An 18,466-nucleotide genomic window follows, 5' to 3' on the forward strand; every position below is an offset into this window, starting at 1 on the left:
AATTCAGGTCATTTGTAATTTCTATACTAGGATGGTGTAAGTTGATGGATGCCATGGCTCTTAATTTTAAGGCTCTGTCGATTGTTTTTAGTCATTAATACATAATAATTTCAAAAAATTGAACGTGCTTATTCTACTGCTTTGAACATATATAAAGAACTAAATGACTTCAAGTGAAAAGTTGCAGCATTTTTCACCTGAAGATTTTTTCATTTAGCTTTATCCAATTTGAATGTCAGTCGGTGGATGTTTTAAGCGAGTTTTCTTTGGAGTCGCAATCATATATGCAAGGGTAAGTGGACCTAGTCGACCTGCGAACATCAGCAACATTAAGGCGACTTGACTGGCAGGTTGTAACTCTGAGGTTATTCCACGCGACAGTCCAACGGTACACGCTGCTGATACAGCTTCAAAAAGTAAATCAAGAAAATGGTGCTTAGGTTCTAATAACAAGAGAGTTAGAAACCCAATAAATACCAACATGGCAGTAATTGAAACCACAGCCATGGCTTTGAATGAAGTATTTTGTGGAATTGAAAAATTTAAAATACGGATTTCATCCGCTCGGCGTAAAAAACTCACCACACTTAAAATTACAACGATAAATGTACCGACTTTAATACCACCAGCGGTACTCAATGAGCCACCACCAATAAACATCAGAACCATTGTGACCAGTGCAGAAGCATCGGTCATGTTGCCAACGTTCAAACTGTTAAATCCTGAGGAGCGCGGAACAGTCGCATGGAACCAAGCATTCACTGCCTGATCGGTGATACTCATTGGTGCTAATGTGAGAGGATTGTTTGCCTCTAACAACCAGATCGTGACAAAAGCAACCAGATTAAGTCCCGCAATCGTTAAGAGAATCAATTTGCTGTTCGGGCTGAGCTTTTTCCAGCTTCGATGCTGTTTGATGTCCATGAGCACCAAGAAGCCAATCCCACCAATGATATACAGCAGACTGATGGTGAATGTAATAAAGTAATGGCTAGAAAAATCCATCAGGCTATTTGGGAATAATGAAAATCCACCATTGTTAAATGCGGAAACAGAATAAAATGCAGCATAAAAGAAGGCTTTTAAGAAATCGTATTCTTGCATCCATGCAATCGTCAGAATGAACGTACCAATTGCTTCAAAAAATAATGAATATAAAAAAACGGCTTTGATGGTATGTGAAACTTTAGACAAACTGGTTTGCCCAATGGTTTCTTGTGCCATGATTTGATGTTTTAAACCAATTTTAGCGGAAAGGCTCATTACCGCTAAAATTGCAAAGGTCATAAAACCTAAGCCACCGCTTTGCAGTAAAAGCATGATGACAATTTTACCAAAGACAGTATAAGCTTCACCGACATTGACTACAGAAAGCCCTGTAATGGTCACGGCAGATGTCGCTGTGAAAAACGCATGTGTCCATGGTAAATCACCATGATGTGAAATGGGTAATTTCAGCAGTAAAGTGCCAATCACAATAAAGCTTAGAAAACCTAATGCTAATAAACTCGGTGGGCTTAAATTTACCGTGGTTTTGGGCTTTTTTCTTAATGTTTTCATATTATTTAAAGCGATTTGATAATCTGCGTAATTGTTCGAGATGACCCTCGACAACGATGATATCGCCACGTTGTAAAATTAGGTTTGGGTCAGCGTGATATAAAACGTCTTTGCCACGTTTATGTAAAATTAATTTAATTTCAGTGTTGTACTCACTAATGGTTTGTAAACGCAGTCCGTGTAAGTTGTCTTTAATTTCAACTTTGACAATGTAGCGGTCATTTTCCAAAGACATATAGCGACTGACCATTGGGTAACTTAGAGATTGTGCAATACGCACGCCCATGTCTTCTTCAGGATGAATAATTTTGTTAATGCCTAAATGACTAAGGATCATGTGGTGGGATTCAGACTTGGCTTTGACCCAAATTTTTTCAATGCCTAAATTTTTAAGATGCAAGACACATAGAATACTGGCTTCAATATCTTCACCAATCGCCACCACAACTGCATCACAGTTTTGAATGTTTAATTCATTAAGTACATGTTCATCTGTCGCATCGGCAATGACTGCATGAGTCAGTACGTCTGATATATTTTCCACATACTTTTTATTGCTATCGATGCCAATCACATCATGTTTTAATTTAATCAGTTCGGTTGCAACAGTTGCACCAAAACTACCTAAACCAATCACTGCAAATTGAGCCATGCAAGGTCCTTAATTTGTTAGGTGTATTATTATTTACACATTTAAATTTCATAATGTCTAATCATAGCGTTAATTGATACTTGAAATGAAGTTTTGCTGCATTGACTGTACATTTAGTAAAAGCAAAGCGATTAAAACAATAAGGGTCTTGAGATGAATGAAAAGAAAATCTATAAACAATTGAAGAAATGGTTTCCGCAGTTGAAACAGAATCCGTTACCAAAAAAGAAACATCGCGCCAGAGCAGAGTATTTTTTAACGTGGTTAAATACTGCAGAGAGTGACGAACAGTTTGAATGCTTGGTTGCCTTAAATATTCATCAATATTTGGAAAATGGTTTAAGCGATCATCCGATTTTTCAACACATGATCACTGAAATTGAGATGGTGCAAGCACAGATCCAGTCGCGTGCTGATCCTATCCTCAAGCACTATGAGCAGTTTGAGCACGTGATTGGACGATTTTATAAAGTACAAGATCAAATTTTAGAAATTATTTTAGACGAAATTTATAAATTTTTAAAAACCCAAAATTACGCGTTGTTATTGCTTTGGGGGAAAGATCATTATTGGTTGGCTGTACCGAATCAACCGAAAAAAATTGAAGCGTTTTGTGAACTGTTTAATCAGCAATTTGATGAAGCGGGTTTGCAAGTAGAAAAATATCAGCCTTCAGAAATGTCTTGGGCAATTTAAATAACTGAAATAAAAAACAGAGCCATAAAGACTCTGTTTAATTGATGCGATTGACTTATTTCAAGAAGCGTTGGTAGCCAAGATTGTTGGTAATTTCCACATATGGATAGCTAATGCTTTCCAGAGTTTCAATTAAACCGTCCGGATTTTGTTTGGCATCGCTGGCTTCTAGACCGACCAAGACACGACCTTCTGCTGCACCGTGGTTACGGTAATGGAACAGGGTAATGTTATGCGTAGGACCTAAGCGCTCAAGGAAGGTAAGCAATGCACCTGGACGTTCTGGAAACTCGACACGGAATAAACGTTCGTTTTCCAAGTCTGCGTGACCACCCACTAAATAGCGAATGTGAAGTTTTGCGACTTCATCATCAGACAAGTCATCCACATCGTATTGCGTCTTGAGTAACTCATGAATGTCATGACGTTCTTTTTCCCCATTTTTCAGGCTAATCCCGACAAAGACTTGAGCGGCAGATGCATTGCTGGCACGGTAGTTAAACTCAGTAATGTTACGGCCTTGTAATGCGCGACAGAATTTGAGGAAAGACCCTTTTTCTTCTGGAATGGTCACGGCAAAAATGGCTTCTTTATGCTCACCTAATTCTGTACGTTCAGCAATATAACGTAAGCGGTCAAAGTTCATGTTTGCACCGCAAACAATTGACACCATATTTTTACCGTGAATATTGTGCTCTTCAACGTATTTTTTAATACCTGCTAAAGCCATCGCACCTGAAGGCTCTACAATGCTGCGGCATTCATCATAGGTATCTTTAATTGCGGCACAGATTTCATCAGTATTGACCAAAACGACATCACGCTCGACGATTGGCCCAGAGTTGTCCGACTTTTGCAGTTGTAAGACTTCAAATGGTTTCTCACCAATTTGTGCTACAGCAGTACCATCAGCGAATAGACCTACAGAAGGTAGGATTACACGCTCATTCGCTTCAAATGCTGCTTTTAAGCAAGCAGATTCATCATATTCCACAGGAATGATTTTGACATGTGGCGCAACATCACCTAAATAAGCTGCGATGCCTGCGATGAGACCGCCACCACCAACAGCAACAAATACATATTCGACATCGCGCCATTGACGCAAAATTTCATTGGCAATGGTACCTTGTCCCGCCATTACCAGTTCATCGTCATAAGGTGGAATAAATGCCATATCTTCTTCTTTGGCGCGTTGAATCGCGTATTTATTGGCAACATCAAATGAGTCACCGTGTAAGACAACTTCACCACCCAAACGTTTTACTGCCTGTACCTTAATATCAGGTGTGGTTTTTGGCATGACAATAATGGCGCGAATCCCTAACTTTTGACCAGATAATGCCACGCCCTGAGCATGGTTACCTGCTGAAGCAGTAATAACGCCACGTTCCAACTGAGATTTCGGTAATTGACTAATACGGTTATAGGCACCGCGTAGTTTGAAAGAAAAGACAGGTTGCAAGTCTTCGCGTTTAAAGCGAATGTTGTTGTTTAGCTTTTCACTAATTCGTGGCGCTGCTTCGAGTGGGGTTTCGATTGCAACGTCATAGACCGTTGCTTGTAAAATTTGTCGAACCAAACGAGACAGCATGTTAATTTTCCATCTAACAGTTTAAAATAGGGGCTTATTGTAACAAACCCCTACACATTTGCGTTTTAAAATTGCGCGAAACGTGAAAAATAGTTGAGTGATGTCATGAGTCTATATGCAACGCAAGATGAGAAAAAACAAGCAGCAGCGAAAGCCGCTCTAAAACACTTACCTAAAGGCGGCATTTTAGGGGTAGGTACAGGGAGTACGGTTAACTTTCTTATTGATTTATTGCCAGAGCTTCAATTAGAAGCGGCAGTCGCAAGTTCTGAAGCAACAGCAGAACGCTTAAAGAAATTGGGTATTGAAGTCGTAGATATGAACCACGTTGGTGGTTTAGATGCCTATGTCGATGGTGCAGATGAAATTGACCGTCACATGCACATGATTAAAGGTGGTGGTGCTGCGCTGACCCGTGAGAAGATTGTTGCGTCTATTGCTAAAAAATTCGTGTGTATCGTTGATGATTCGAAATGGGTTGAACAATTGGGTCGCGAATTTCCATTACCTGTAGAAGTGATTCCAATGGCGCGTTCTGCTGTAGCACGTAAAATCGTGAGTTTGGGTGGTGACCCTGTTTATCGTGAAGGTGTAGTCACCGATAACGGCAATGTGATTTTAGATGTTTATAATTTAAATATCTTAAATGCACTAGAATTAGAGAGAACCATCAATAACATCCCAGGTGTGGTGTGTAATGGTATTTTTGCTTTGAACAAAGCGGATATTGCTATCGTAGCAACAGACAACGGCATTGAAGAGCGTACAGCGGTTTAAATCCTAAAATTTCCCAAACCTTTCGCCTCTGTACTGGAAGGTTTGGGCATTTCAAGCATAAAAATAATGACTTCAAGCCTTCCAGAAATTCAAATCACCCATCATGCACGTGCAACACGTCTTCGCTTACGTGTCGAACCTACTCAAATTCGTTTAACTGTGCCTAAGTTTTGTAGCAAAAAACAAATTCAGGCGTTTTTAAATGAATCTGAGCAATGGATGCGGGAAACATGGCAAAAGCAACAAGAGAAAATGGGGGAAATTCATCGGGTATTACCGACTGAGCTAAAACTATTTAATCTTCTGCAACCGATTCAGATCCATTATGTTACTCAGAAACAATCCTATATTTATCATTCAGCTCAGCAAATACTTTTGGTGAGTGATCGACAACCAGAGCAATATCTTAAAGCCTTTGTCATTGCGTATGCAAAGCAACATTTGCCTGCTTATCTTGAACAGGTCAGTCGTGAGATTGGATTGAAGTATGCGTGTTGTAGTATTCGTCAACCTAAAACCCGTTGGGGCAGCTGTAGTGCAAAGCACGACATTATGTTGAATAGTGGCTTGGCATTATTCCCACAGGAGATTACACGTTATGTCTGTGTGCATGAATTAGCCCATACCGTATATTTTGATCATAGCCCTCATTTTTGGGCAAAAGTGGCTGAACATGATTCAAACTTCAAACAGCATCGACACACCTTAAAAACTACGGCCTTACCATTTTGGTGGTTCTCTTCTTAAAGTAAACAGATTAAATGCTGTAAGTTTGAGTTTGTCGATAAAGTTTCTAAGCGACATTTATTTTTTAGATCAAATTTTGTATTTCGCTGAGACATGCTCAGGTCGAAAACATATTGGTTTAAATCATCAAAATTTAAATTAAACAGCTCTGAATTGAAGATTGAGCAACACGAAAACATACAAATTCCAAGTAAAACAGTTTAGAAAGCACCAACTTCCTGTCATACTACGCAGTTACAAAATTCATGCTTTTGAATAGGGGTAAAGCACGTGATCTCAGTAGGTATTGTTGGTGGAACAGGTTATACAGGTGTTGAATTGTTGCGCCTATTACTTCGACATCCAAATGTACAAGTAAATGTACTGACATCGCGTACCGAAGATGGCCGCCGTGTAGATGATATGTTCCCGAGCTTACGTGGTCATACTGATCTTAAATATTCAGATTTAAACATTGAACAATTAAAACAGTGTGATGTTGTATTTTTCGCTACACCACACGGTGTTGCTATGAAACATGCTGAAGAATTAGTTGCTGCAAATACCAAAGTCATTGATTTGGCAGCTGACTTCCGTTTGCAAAATTTAGTGCAATTCGAAAAGTGGTACGGCATGCAACATGCTTGTCCAGAATTACTGAAAGACTCTGTTTATGGTTTATCCGAATTGAACCGAGACAAAATTAAGCAGGCAAATGTGATTGGTAACCCAGGGTGCTACCCGACTACTGTACAGCTAGGTTTGGCACCTTTGTTTAAGCACAGCGACACATTGGTTAAACCTGAGAGCATTATTATTGATGCGAAATCAGGCGTGTCTGGTGCAGGTCGTAAAGCTAGTCTAGGGATGATCTATACAGAAAATGCCGACAACTTTAAAGCTTATGGTGTAGCAGGACATCGTCACCATCCTGAAATTGTAGAAGCTTTAGAAAACATTTCAGGTCAAACAGGCGTATTTGATCATATTTTGTTTGTTCCGCATTTGGTACCAATGATTCGCGGTATGTTAAGTACCATTTATGTGGACTTAACGGATGAGGGCGCTGAGCTAGACTTACAAGCTTGGTATGAGCAGTTCTATGCCAATGAAAGTTTTGTTGATGTGATGCCTGAAAATAGTTCACCTGAAACCCGTTCAGTGCGTGGGGCGAATCAATTGCGTATTGCATTGCATAAGCCGCAGCCTAAAAAACTTGTAGTTTTGGTGGCACAAGATAACTTAGTTAAAGGTGCAGCAGGTCAGGCTGTTCAAAATATGAACTTGATGTTTGGTTTTGATGAGACTGCGGGTCTTGAAGGCATTGGTTTATTGCCTTAAAACATGTTAAATACCTTCACACACATTTAAATTTAGCTTTAAATGTGTGTTTTGAATAATTCAAAATAAGAGATGACGATGCAGAATACTGACTCGAACACTACGTCACAATTGAATGATCCAGTCAAAAAGCCTTTTCTTGAAACCAATTTACCTTTGGTGATTGGTGCTGCTGTATTGGTAATCGGAAGTGGTTTTATTGGTTATTCGATTGGACATCGACAGGGTTTAACTGTAGTTGGTTATGATGCAGATGCGGAACAACTGGTTGAAGTAGTCCAAAAGCAAAAGCAAACGCTTGAAGACTTGAATAAGAGTATGAATACAGCAGTACAAGAGCGTGATGTAGCTGTAAGTAATTCAAATGATCTATTTACTGCATTAAATCAGGCGAAAGACAGTGAAACTCTTGCACGGAGTTTAAGTGCCCTGTATCGAGAAGTGCTGCGTCAGCGTGGTGGTTTAAGCTTGACTGTTCAGAACTTGAGTATTAAACCGTTGCCTGAAAATGCGTTTGAATATCAACTAGATTTAGTTCAAGTCAGTCCGAGTAAACGCAATACTTCTGGTCAAGTAGAGTTAAGACTGATTCAAGGTACTGAAGTTTTGGTTGTTCCCATGGAAGATAAAAACTTTAACTTTGATGAGTATGAGCGCCTGACTGGGCGTTGGACAATGCCTAAAGGGTTTAGCCCACAATTTGTAGAAGTTCGTTTAACTGGAACGAATACACCTGTAATTAAGCGCTTTAGTTGGGCGAAAGGGAATGCAGTAGAAACACCATCTGCCAATATCTCTGAAATTCCTCAAGCTGAAGCGAATGCCCAATAGTTGTAAATGATCATATGCGAAATTCGAAACGACAAATTTGTCTAAACGACATTAAAAGTAGTTTTTATCAGTCTGGTTTGGTGGACTGGCATTTTAATCCTCGTTTAGTAGATGAGCCTCAGCATGAGGAGCATGGGGATGTAGCTGTACAGACTGCACCGCCAGAATTAAAGCGTCCTCCGCTGTACGCTGTCGTTTTAATGAACGATGATTACACCCCAATGGACTTTGTTATTGAAATTTTACAACAATACTTTGCAATGAATCTTGACCAAGCCACTCAAGTAATGTTAACAGTACATTACGAAGGTAAAGGTATTGCAGGCGTCTATCCAAGAGACATCGCGGAAACCAAAGCGAACCAAGTCAATAATTACGCTCGATCTCAAGGTCATCCATTACTTTGTCAGATTGAGCCAAAAGATTAAGGGGGTTACATGCTCAGTCGTCAATTAGAAGTATCATTACGTTTGGCTGTTAGCATGGCTCGTCAAAAGAGACATGAGTTCCTAACAGTAGAACATTTATTATTGGCATTACTGGATAATGATTCTGCCGTAAATGCATTAAAAGCATGCGGTGCAGATATCATCGTCTTACGTAAAGAATTAGAAGAATACGTAGAACAACATACGCCTAAACTTGGTGAAAACAGCGATCAAGCACCTCATCCTACAGAAAGCTTTGATCGCATTCTGCAACGTGCGATTTTCCACGTTCAATCGAGTGGTGGTGACCGTACTGTTGAGGGGGCTGACATTTTAGTTGCAATGTACTCTGAACGGGATTCATTTGCAGTTTATTTATTAAAACGTCATCAAATTAACCGTTTGACCTTAACGCAATACTTATCTCATGGTACGCGTAAGGATGAAGTACAGGTTGAAGAGGAGGCAGAGGAGTTAGATGGTGAATCTTCTTCATCTGCGAATGCAGGACCTTTGGAACTGTATACAACGAATTTAAATCACGAGGCACAAAAAGGTAAAACAGATCCGCTGATTGGCCGTGAAAAAGAAATTGAGCGTGCGGCACAAATTTTATGCCGTCGCCGTAAAAATAATCCATTATTGGTGGGTGACCCAGGCGTGGGTAAAACATCAATTGCGGAAGGTTTAGCTTGGTTAATTGTTAATGGTAAGGCACCAAAACCACTCGCAAATGCAGAAATTTTCAGTCTAGACATTGGTGCATTGGTTGCAGGAACCAAGTACCGTGGTGATTTTGAAAAGCGTTTAAAACAATTGTTAAATGCGCTGAAGAAAAAACCAGAAGCGGTATTATTTATTGATGAAATTCATATGATTATTGGTGCTGGCTCAAGTATGGGCAGTACCATGGATGCATCAAACTTAATTAAACCTGCTTTGGCGAACGGTACTTTACGCTGCATTGGTTCGACAACGTTCCAAGAATATCGTCAAGTGTTTGAGAAAGACCATGCGCTTTCCCGCCGATTCCAAAAAATTGATGTGAATGAACCTTCAATTTCAGAAACAATTGATATTTTACGTGGTTTAAAATCTAAATTTGAAGATTTCCATCATGTGAAATACGACGATAAAGCGTTGGTTTCAGCGGTTGAACTTTCTGCGAAATTTATCAATGATAGATTCTTACCTGACAAAGCTATTGATGTCATTGATGAAGCAGGTGCACAGCGTCGTTTGAAAGCTGAACAAGATGAAAGCTTGATTACGGTTGAAAATATTGAAGATATTGTTTCTAAAATTGCCCGTATTCCACCAAAAACAGTATCTAAAGATGATAAATCAGTACTCGAGAATCTTGAACGTGATTTAAAACGCGTGGTATTTGGTCAGGATGAAGCCATTGAGGCATTATCTTCTGCCATTAAACTCTCTCGTGCAGGCTTAAAATCTCCAGATAAGCCTGTGGGTAGTTTTGTATTTGCGGGTCCTACAGGGGTCGGTAAAACAGAGGTGACCAAACAGCTTGCGAAGCTTTTAGGTGTGGAGTTAGTGCGCTTCGATATGTCCGAATATATGGAACGCCATGCTGTATCACGTTTAATTGGTGCACCTCCGGGTTATGTGGGATTTGATCAAGGTGGCTTATTAACGGATGCCATTCACAAGAATCCGCATTGTGTATTATTGCTCGATGAAATTGAAAAAGCGCATCCTGACGTCTTTAATTTGTTATTGCAGATTATGGATCATGGTTCCTTAACCGATAATAATGGTCGCAAGTCCGATTTCCGTAATGTGATTTTAGTGTTGACGACTAATATTGGGGCTGAAAGTATTTCACGTGTCAGCATTGGTTTCATGGAGCAAGACAACAGTCGTGATAATCAGGAAGCAATGAAACGTGCATTCTCTCCAGAATTCCGTAACCGTCTAGATGGTGTCATTCAGTTCAAAGCACTTCCTACGACAGTTATTGAAAGCGTGGTAGATAAGTTCTTAACTGAACTCCAAGCACAACTTGATGATAAGAAAGTCATTCTTGAAGTTGATCAAAGTGCGCGTGAATGGATGGCTGAACATGGTTATGATCGCCTCATGGGTGCTCGTCCAATGCAAAGACTGATTCAAGAGCATTTGAAAAAACCACTTGCTGAAATGATTTTATTTGGTGAGTTGGCAGAGCATGGCGGCAATGTCGCAGTTTCTGTGAAAATGGAAAATGGTGAAGCTGTGGGCTTAAAACTCGAAGTTTTTGAAGATCAAACTGCTGAACCTGCTTAAGTAAAATTTGATTAAATAACCCGTGTTTACACGGGTTATTTTTTGCTTATTTTTTATCTTTATATAAATTTTGTCGCGGTGACTGATCTCTCTATGGATATTCCTTTACTCAAAATCTTTACTAGTTTTTTCTTATTTACACTAACAGCAATCGCAGAGATTTTGGGTTGTTACTTCCCATATTTAATTTTAAATCAAGGGCGTTCTAATTGGCTGTGGGTACCCACAGCACTTAGTTTAGCTATTTTTGTGTGGTTACTGACCTTGCATCCCGCGGCTTCTGGACGGATTTACGCAGCTTATGGGGGAGTTTATATTTTTTCTGCATTGATGTGGTTACGCTATGTCGATCAAATTATGCTTTCAAGATGGGATATGATTGGCGGTGCGATTGTATTGCTTGGAGCTGCAGTGATTATTCTGCAACCCCAAGGGCTTATCCGTTAAATGATCAAACTATTTTATTCAAAATTGCAGTCTGAGTTTTTTAGGCTGAGGTCATAATTTTTCTGTTCTGCTGTCAGTTTGATTTTAACCTGATAAGGATTGACTCGCTGAAATTGATGCTCAAAAAATTTAGGACAACTATGTACCAAGTTTTTTTTCATCATTTCATGCACTTGGCGATCACCAATATCCTGAGCAAACTGTTTGAAATCAGGCGAAGTAATTAAGCCTGAAATCTCAACGTGATCTGCATATAAACGCATTTTTTCTATCACGATGTTTTGATCTAGCTGGTAAGGCATGGTTCGTGAATCTTCATCACTGATGTAATCTAGAATTTCATTTAACGCAGTAGTATTTTTAATACTGTAATTTTGATCGACAATTTTTTTCTTTAATAAATATTGATCTAAGTCGGTAGGTTGTGCGAGTGTAACTGTGGTGAGTGAACAGGTGAATACACCTAAAATTATCTTTTTTAATTGCATGTGTTGAAATCACTTATAGAGCTTATGGTTTTGATTATATCGTCGCAATTATAAAAAAAGCACCTTAAGGTGCTTTTTTTAAGACTAATTTCTAATCTTTTTTCAGATTTTCATTGATGAGGAATTCAATCAATGCTTTTTGCGCATGTAAGCGATTTTCAGCTTCATCCCAAACCACAGCATTCATGTGATCCAACATGGTTTCTGAAATTTCTTCACCACGATGTGCTGGTAGACAGTGCATAAATAAACAATCAGGATGAGCAAGATTCATTAAGCGTTCATTGACTTGATAATCTGCAAAAGCTTTCTCGCGAATTTTCTGTTCTTCTTCTTGTCCCATACTTGCCCAAACATCAGTCACAATCAGGTCTGCATTTACAGCAGCATCTTCTGCTGAGTCAACTAAATCGACACAGTGAGCAAATTCAGATAAGAATTTCTCTTGCGGCTCATAGCTTTTAGGTGAAGCTATTTTTAATTTAAAGCCCCACATGTGTGCTGCTTCAATATATGAATTACACATATTGTTGCCATCACCAATCCAAGCTACGGTTTTACCTTCAATTGGACCACGGTGTTCAAGGAAAGTTTGCATGTCGGCAAGCAATTGACATGGATGATGATCATCAGTCAAAGCATTGATGACAGGAACTTTGGAATAAGAGGCAAAACGTTCAACAATCTCATGTCCAAAAGTACGGATCATGACGATATCCAACATGCTTGAAATGACACGAGCTGAATCTTCAATTGGCTCACCACGACCAAGCTGAGTATCGCGTGGAGACAAAAAGATTGCACTACCACCAAATTGGCTCATACCAGCTTCAAACGAAACGCGTGTTCGGGTGCTCGATTTTTCAAAAATCATGCCCATTACTTTGCCAACAAAAGGTTGAAAAACTTCATTGTTGTGTTGCTTTCGTTTCAGTTCGATTGCACGTTGCAAAATTTGGTTGAGTTCTAAAGTCGATAAATCGCGTAAAGTGAGAAAGTGACGTAGAGCCATGGTTACTCCACAATAATTGCTGTCTTTAAGTACAACAATTAGTTGTTGGTTGGTTAAAAGAAAAGACTAACAGTTATATACTATAAAGGTTAGGAAATGCAAAAAATCTAGGCTTTTTGATGACCGTCTAAGAAGCGATCAACACAATAATGAATATATTTTAAGTTTTCTTGCTCATTTTCTTGAACATAGATGTTCATGAGCACCTGCCATTCCAAATTTCTGACAATGCCAAAGAATAGTTGTGCTGAGTAAGCAGGTTCTGTACAGGTAATTAATCCTAGCTCATCTGCTTTAGCTAAAATGTTAGAAATAACGGTTTGAATGTGTTTTGGACCTTGTTCATGGATGTGTTGCGCTAGCTGAGTACTGCGCTGGGTTTGTTCCATAATCAAACGGAAGAAAGCAGCATTCGTGGGTAATACCAAATGCATATGTAGGTTTAATAAGGTCTGAATCAAATAAGTGCGTAAATCATCCTTGGTAAAATCAAAAGGGGTGCAAATATCTTTAAAGAACTGTTCACGGCGAAAGTCGCAGATGGCAGCAAAAAGTCCTTCTTTATTACCAAAATATTTGTAAATGGATGCTTTAGATCCTCCAGCATGATTCACGATATCATCGAGTGAAACGGCATCATAGCCGTGCTGCAAAAACAACTCATTTGCACTTTCTAAGAGTGCATGACATCGCTCATGACCGCGTTTGGTCTGAGGAATGTCACGTGCGAGTGGTTCTAAATCAGCTAGATCATGCATAATCTGAAAAGGGAGCCCTTAAATTTTACTTGAAATTATAGCAAAAGTTTGCACAAGATTTCTTAAACCCTAGTATTTATATGTATTTCTCGTGTTATGTGGTTTATTCATTGCATCAAATGATATGTTTTGAAGATTAAACTGCTGAAATTGTTGTTATTATAAAATGAGTGTTGGGTTTATCCCATTGCAGTAACATGGAGAAGTTATTCCCCATGTTCTACCTACAAGCTTATATCGACTGGTCGATGATTAAGCATCCAGTGCAATGACTTTAACCAAAATAGTTTGGCTTTCTTCAAAGTCATCTTGAATTTGCTTACGTTGCATCTCTTTACTTTTGACTTTGAAATCACGGTTTTGGAAGTGAACTACGAGGGGAATCTGGTCAAAATATTGACCATCTGCATCAAGTTCTTCTTCAAACAGTGGTGTGCCAAGTTGATAATCCTTACTTTTTAAAACCACATATTTGACGGTCGTTTTCATTGTAATCTCTGCCTTTATGTCCATGCTTTATTTTTAGTTGTATCAGTTTTTAACGGGTGAATAAACCGTTATGCTTATGGTTTGACTAGGAATTGGACAAATAGCACTTTATATTCAATTTGAAATTTTTTGGGGACGTTGATGCTGAAGCAATGCTGTGATGAATTAGAACGAAGACAACTTACCATTGCCTTTATTGAAAGTGCGAGTTCAGGATATTTGTGTAGTCAATTTTCGATTCATAAACATAGTGGTGCAGACATTCTGCTGGGTAGTCTGGTGTGCTATGACCCAAGCATTAAAGTTCAGGTGTTACATATTTGCCCCGAGTTAATTGAACGTTATTCCGCTGAATCTGCGGAAGTCACTCATGCCTTAGCGGAAGCAGGAGCAAAACTTTTTGTTGCTGCGAATGTCATTGTTGCTTGTACAGGACTATTAAAATCTGGAGGGAGTGCAACAGCGGAAAAACCCGAAGGCACGTTTTATATCTCCATCCTATTTCAAGAAAAATATTACGAGTATCGTTATTTGATTGCAGGTACCCCCGAACAGCGGTTACAGATTTTGACTGAATATGTTGCAACTTCTGTTTTTGAACTGATTACGCAAGAATGAGTATTTGAATAATTTTCCGAATGTTTGAATTGGTTAATAATGTTTTATTTTTGTTTGTAAATGTCAAAATTTGTCACATTTTTGGGTTGTAAATGTAGTCTAAACATGTCTAAATAGAACTACCTCTCAAGAAATGGAGGTGGGGTGGTATGAAAGCTTTAGAATTATTAATAACGTCATCGTCGGTATTGATGTTGATGATAGTAATTTACGCCTTTGGGCAAATGATGCATTAACAATCTGGTGAACAGCGCAATGTTTGACCAAGCAAAATAAACCCTAGTTTCATGGCTAGGGTTTATGCTGTGTGACTAAAGTAACTGAGTTTTAGCTCCACCAGTAACGTAGAATATGAAAAAAGATGGGTGCGGAAAAACAGATTGAGTCGATACGATCGAGCATACCTCCATGTCCATGAATCAATTGTCCCCAATCTTTTACCCCACGATCTCTTTTGATGGCAGACATGACCAGTCCACCAAAAAAGCCAAAGACACAGACAATTAAACCAATGAGCGCAGCTTGCCAATAACTAAATGGTGTTAACCATTTCATTAGAATGCCTAAACCTGTTGCTAGTACGATACCGCCCAAAAGTCCTTCAATAGTTTTTGAGGGGGAAAGAATCGGTGCAACTTTATGCTTCCCGAAAAGTTTCCCGCAGACATATTGCAACACATCTGAAGCTTGCACCACGATAATTAGCCATATGGCTAACCAAATTTTTTCACCTTGAAAGCCTGGTAGTTTTAAATTGATTAAAGCAGGCACATGCGAAATACAAAACACACATACCATCAAACCCCATTGAATTTTAGCGCTGCGTTCCAAAAAGTGTTTGGTATCTTCTTGTTTTAAACTGGCAATCGGGATTAATAGAAACACATACAAGGGAATGAAAATGGAATACAAGCCGTACCAATCGATATAGACTAAGTAATATTGATAGGGAATAACAAAATAAAAGGCGATAAGTAAAGGAAAATAATCTCCACGGCGCGTCGGTAGTAAGCTAATAAATTCTCTTAACGCAAAAAGCGAGATAAGAGCAAATAATAGGATGAAGGTGACTTTGCCCAGCAAGATTGCGGTGGCAAGCACAATTAGCATGACCCACCAAGCGTTAATCCGTGCATTAAGATTATCAATGACAGGAGCAGCCTGATGACCAGCCCGTTGTTTTAATATCCAGCCGATAGTTGAGGCAAAAATCAAAATTCCAGTAAAAATAGCAAACAGCAAATAGGTCTGCTGTAAATTAGAGACGGTCATTGGAATTCAACCTCTTTTAGCTCTAAAAGTGCCTGTTGTGCTTGTTTTAGGAAGTCGGTTTTATTGGTATCTGGAGTGATGATTAAGGGGGCGCCAAAAATCACGGTCGATAATAACGGTAGTGGGACTAAAGCACCTTTAGGCATAACCCGTTTAAGATTGGAAATCCAAACTGGAATAACTTCTACTTCAGGGAATTGCTGGCTTAAATGATAGAGCCCACTTTTAAAAGGTAGTAGTTCTACATCGTCATTTAAATTGCGCGTACCTTCAGGGAAAAAGATAATGGAATCGCCTTGCTGGAGTACGGTTTTGATCGGTTCAAGCGGATCGGACTGACCATCATGACTTCTTTGAATGGTCACGCCTGTAAAAGTGTCATAAATCAGAAAACGGCGGAATCCATCTTTTTGCCAATAATCTGATGCGGCAACAGGTCGCGTTTTACGGCGCACAGGTGTTGGTAAGGAGGACCACAATAAAATAAAGTCGATATGACTATTGTGATTGGCATAGTAAATTCGCTGCTTGGTAGCAGGTTTACAGCCGACCCATAAGCTACGTGCACCTGTTAAAAGGCGTGCACTGCGACGGGTGAGAAAGGCTATAAATCGTCCCAACACTTGCGTTAGATAATGTGCTTTATGTCCTGCTTCAACTGGGGAGGAATTTGTACTTTGCATAAAGTCACCGAATTTTATTATTGTTTCAATAAAAATATCATGAGCGATATTAAAACGATATATTGGCATAAGACCACAGCTACATGCAGTTTAAATAAGCGCATACAGCCTTGAATACGAATCTCCCAACTACGCTGAGTCTTGTCTACAGGAATCAGTCCTAACTCGAGTAAGCTACGATCCAGTACGGCGGTTTGCTGAGCTAAATTCATTTCTGTATCGGTAGTTTCAGGTGTTATAGCGATTAACTTCAGCAGTTCTGCATCAAATTGAATCCGAATACTGAGATAGTGTTGTAGCAGGCATAAACCAAAAATAGCAATCAGTGAAAGATAAATCACTATAGATTGCCAAGCATAAAAAAAATACGCCAAAATAGACAAGCTAAAAGCAATATAGCCTGAAGTCCGGATACCATCCGAATTTTCTAGAAGTTTGGCGACAATCAGTAATTTCATGTCTTGACCTGCTGTAGATATTGTTTCTGGTAAGTGTCGATATAAGCAAGTTGATGAGTGTTCAGTACAATCCATGGTCGAGCTTGGCGGATGATGCGAATGGCTGCATCAACATTGTCCACCTGAGCAGTTTGAATGAGCCAAGCTGCTAGGATACTGCTGCTACGTGAATAGCCTAAAGCACAAAAAATTAGAACTTTACTACCAGCTTGCTGTTGAGACATGAATTGATCGAATGCCTGAACAGTCAAATGTAATTGCTCGGGTTGTAATGGAATTAAATCCAGACTTAAATATTGTTGATAGCATTGCTGTTGTTTTAGTGGAAGTTCAGCACAACAATCAAATAAGCCTGAATACGATTTTGCATGTTGATGGGATGGAATTCGCCCTAGAAAAATTTGGATGTTGTTACTGCTCAAAATTAATGAGTCATTGCTATGTGATCTGGTCCAGAGACGACTATTCAGCTTGGCTAAGTAAAAATATGGGGCAAACAAAATCCATGCTGCAATGCTCATACTGCCATCAGCTTGTTTTTGGAAAAAATGTGGTCGATTCAGCGCGTATGCACCAGCCACCAAGAGAAAACTACCGGCTGGATAAGCTAACCAAAGTGCCCATCCTTGTAAATAAAGTGCCAAAAATGCCAGAGCTGCGGCTGCAATCAGATAATAACTGGCGAATTTTAAATGTCGGTGGGTTCTTCGTTGTACTTTTTGTGCTTGAATTGGCGATATCGCATTTAGAGGAAAGAGCCATAAACAGAACGCACCGACCCATATTCCTGTCGGAATGTCGATAAAATGGTGTTGCCAAGTGGTCAGTACCGATAAACCAATCAGAAAACTCCACAGATGTACGATCCAACGATAAGCTGAAGCTACATGACGACGGTAGAAATCCCACAAGATCATCAACAGTACAATATGTAAGGATGGTGCTTGATTGAAGGGTTTGTCAAAACCCATCAAAATATCAAACCAAAGACCAAAGAAGCCGTGTAACTCAGGGCGCTCGAAAGTGAATTTCAGTGGAAACAACAAAAAACAGCTAATCGAAATGAGTTGCGCGCTGAATAAACGCAGGACATGCTGCTTAAGTTCAAATTTATTCCAGCACAGCAGCAAAGACAGACCATAAAACAAGTCTATTGACCAATAAGGAACAATCGTCCAAGCCCATAGGGGAATATGTTTTTCCCACGAGAACACTATGCTCGGGACATCACTGAGTCCAGCAGCATACTGATTGGCAAAGCCATAAGTCAGAAAGAAGAATGGGGCAAGAAAGAGCAGGCCGAGAACACCCCATTTCCATGTGCCTGCCTGATGAGTAAATGTTTGCATG

The 18,466-nt window shown here is 39.4% G+C and carries 20 protein-coding genes; 9 read left to right on the forward strand and 11 right to left on the reverse strand.

Annotated features, from left to right (window positions below):
• Positions 1-219: 219 nt before the first annotated feature.
• Both MKI85_RS04100 and MKI85_RS04105 read right to left on the reverse strand, forming a co-directional pair.
• Complete coding sequence (locus tag MKI85_RS04100) at positions 220-1,560, reverse strand: TrkH family potassium uptake protein (RefSeq protein ID WP_241625239.1); 1,341 nt, start codon at positions 1,558-1,560, stop codon at positions 220-222.
• 1 nt (position 1,561) lies between these two features.
• Positions 1,562-2,212: a potassium channel family protein gene (locus MKI85_RS04105; protein ID WP_241625241.1), complete on the reverse strand. Its 651-nt coding sequence runs from the start codon at positions 2,210-2,212 to the stop codon at positions 1,562-1,564.
• A 153-nt stretch (positions 2,213-2,365) separates the two neighbouring features.
• Between MKI85_RS04105 and MKI85_RS04110 the strand changes: the two genes are divergently transcribed.
• Positions 2,366-2,908 (forward strand): hypothetical protein, encoded by a 543-nt coding sequence (locus tag MKI85_RS04110; protein WP_241625243.1) that lies wholly within the window; start codon positions 2,366-2,368, stop codon positions 2,906-2,908.
• A gap of 55 nt (positions 2,909-2,963) precedes the next feature.
• On the opposite strand, the gene ilvA is transcribed toward MKI85_RS04110, so the two are convergent.
• A complete protein-coding gene (ilvA, locus tag MKI85_RS04115; RefSeq protein ID WP_241625246.1) occupies positions 2,964-4,502 on the reverse strand; it encodes a threonine ammonia-lyase, biosynthetic in 1,539 nt (512 codons plus the stop codon).
• A 105-nt stretch (positions 4,503-4,607) separates the two neighbouring features.
• Between ilvA and rpiA the strand changes: the two genes are divergently transcribed.
• The 7 genes from rpiA to MKI85_RS04150 all read left to right on the forward strand — a co-directional run bounded on the left by rpiA (position 4,608) and on the right by MKI85_RS04150 (position 11,338).
• Positions 4,608-5,279, forward strand: a complete 672-nt coding sequence (gene rpiA, locus MKI85_RS04120; protein ID WP_241625248.1) for a ribose-5-phosphate isomerase RpiA — start codon at positions 4,608-4,610, stop codon at positions 5,277-5,279.
• Positions 5,280-5,345: 66 nt separating this feature from the next.
• On the forward strand, positions 5,346-6,026 hold the full coding sequence (locus MKI85_RS04125) for a M48 family metallopeptidase (protein ID WP_241625249.1): 681 nt from the start codon (positions 5,346-5,348) through the stop codon (positions 6,024-6,026).
• Between the two features lie 270 nt (positions 6,027-6,296).
• A complete protein-coding gene (gene argC / locus MKI85_RS04130) occupies positions 6,297-7,346 on the forward strand; it encodes an N-acetyl-gamma-glutamyl-phosphate reductase (protein WP_241625251.1) in 1,050 nt (349 codons plus the stop codon).
• Positions 7,347-7,424: 78 nt separating this feature from the next.
• Complete coding sequence (locus MKI85_RS04135) at positions 7,425-8,177, forward strand: DUF6776 family protein (RefSeq protein ID WP_241625253.1); 753 nt, start codon at positions 7,425-7,427, stop codon at positions 8,175-8,177.
• Between the two features lie 14 nt (positions 8,178-8,191).
• On the forward strand, positions 8,192-8,605 hold the full coding sequence (clpS, locus tag MKI85_RS04140; RefSeq protein ID WP_241625255.1) for an ATP-dependent Clp protease adapter ClpS: 414 nt from the start codon (positions 8,192-8,194) through the stop codon (positions 8,603-8,605).
• Positions 8,606-8,614: 9 nt separating this feature from the next.
• Positions 8,615-10,891, forward strand: coding sequence for an ATP-dependent Clp protease ATP-binding subunit ClpA (gene clpA, locus MKI85_RS04145; RefSeq protein ID WP_241625257.1), 2,277 nt, complete (start codon positions 8,615-8,617; stop codon positions 10,889-10,891).
• 93 nt (positions 10,892-10,984) lie between these two features.
• The gene (locus MKI85_RS04150) at positions 10,985-11,338 is read left to right on the forward strand and encodes a YnfA family protein (protein WP_241625259.1); all 354 of its coding nucleotides are present in this window, start codon (positions 10,985-10,987) and stop codon (positions 11,336-11,338) included.
• 14 nt (positions 11,339-11,352) lie between these two features.
• Here the strand turns inward: MKI85_RS04150 and MKI85_RS04155 are convergent, their stop codons facing one another.
• The 4 genes from MKI85_RS04155 to MKI85_RS04170 form a co-directional block, all read right to left on the reverse strand.
• Complete coding sequence (locus tag MKI85_RS04155; protein WP_241625261.1) at positions 11,353-11,826, reverse strand: hypothetical protein; 474 nt, start codon at positions 11,824-11,826, stop codon at positions 11,353-11,355.
• A 91-nt stretch (positions 11,827-11,917) separates the two neighbouring features.
• A complete protein-coding gene (argF, locus tag MKI85_RS04160; protein WP_241625263.1) occupies positions 11,918-12,838 on the reverse strand; it encodes an ornithine carbamoyltransferase in 921 nt (306 codons plus the stop codon).
• Between the two features lie 107 nt (positions 12,839-12,945).
• Positions 12,946-13,596 (reverse strand): TetR/AcrR family transcriptional regulator, encoded by a 651-nt coding sequence (locus MKI85_RS04165; protein ID WP_241625265.1) that lies wholly within the window; start codon positions 13,594-13,596, stop codon positions 12,946-12,948.
• A gap of 252 nt (positions 13,597-13,848) precedes the next feature.
• A complete protein-coding gene (locus tag MKI85_RS04170; RefSeq protein WP_241625266.1) occupies positions 13,849-14,085 on the reverse strand; it encodes a hypothetical protein in 237 nt (78 codons plus the stop codon).
• A 141-nt stretch (positions 14,086-14,226) separates the two neighbouring features.
• Here MKI85_RS04170 and MKI85_RS04175 point away from each other — a divergent pair, with 141 nt between their 5' ends.
• Positions 14,227-14,703 carry a CinA family protein gene (locus MKI85_RS04175; protein WP_241625269.1) on the forward strand — a complete coding sequence of 159 codons (477 nt, stop codon included), beginning with the start codon at positions 14,227-14,229 and terminating at the stop codon, positions 14,701-14,703.
• 327 nt (positions 14,704-15,030) lie between these two features.
• Here the strand turns inward: MKI85_RS04175 and MKI85_RS04180 are convergent, their stop codons facing one another.
• Genes MKI85_RS04180 through MKI85_RS04195 form a run of 4 tightly spaced genes read right to left on the reverse strand, consistent with a single transcriptional unit; the run spans position 15,031 to position 18,465 of the window.
• Positions 15,031-15,975 carry a phosphatidate cytidylyltransferase gene (locus MKI85_RS04180; RefSeq protein ID WP_241625272.1) on the reverse strand — a complete coding sequence of 315 codons (945 nt, stop codon included), beginning with the start codon at positions 15,973-15,975 and terminating at the stop codon, positions 15,031-15,033.
• Positions 15,972-16,658: a lysophospholipid acyltransferase family protein gene (locus tag MKI85_RS04185; protein WP_241625275.1), complete on the reverse strand. Its 687-nt coding sequence runs from the start codon at positions 16,656-16,658 to the stop codon at positions 15,972-15,974. The genes MKI85_RS04180 and MKI85_RS04185 overlap by 4 nt, the downstream gene beginning before the upstream one ends.
• A gap of 17 nt (positions 16,659-16,675) precedes the next feature.
• Positions 16,676-17,116 carry a hypothetical protein gene (locus tag MKI85_RS04190; protein WP_241625277.1) on the reverse strand — a complete coding sequence of 147 codons (441 nt, stop codon included), beginning with the start codon at positions 17,114-17,116 and terminating at the stop codon, positions 16,676-16,678.
• On the reverse strand, positions 17,113-18,465 hold the full coding sequence (locus tag MKI85_RS04195; protein WP_241625280.1) for a phosphatase PAP2/dual specificity phosphatase family protein: 1,353 nt from the start codon (positions 18,463-18,465) through the stop codon (positions 17,113-17,115). The genes MKI85_RS04190 and MKI85_RS04195 overlap by 4 nt, the downstream gene beginning before the upstream one ends.
• Between the last annotated feature and the right edge of the window lies 1 nt (position 18,466).

Source organism: Acinetobacter zhairuonensis (assembly GCF_022601715.1).
In the GTDB taxonomy this organism is placed as follows: Bacteria; Pseudomonadota; Gammaproteobacteria; order Pseudomonadales; family Moraxellaceae; genus Acinetobacter.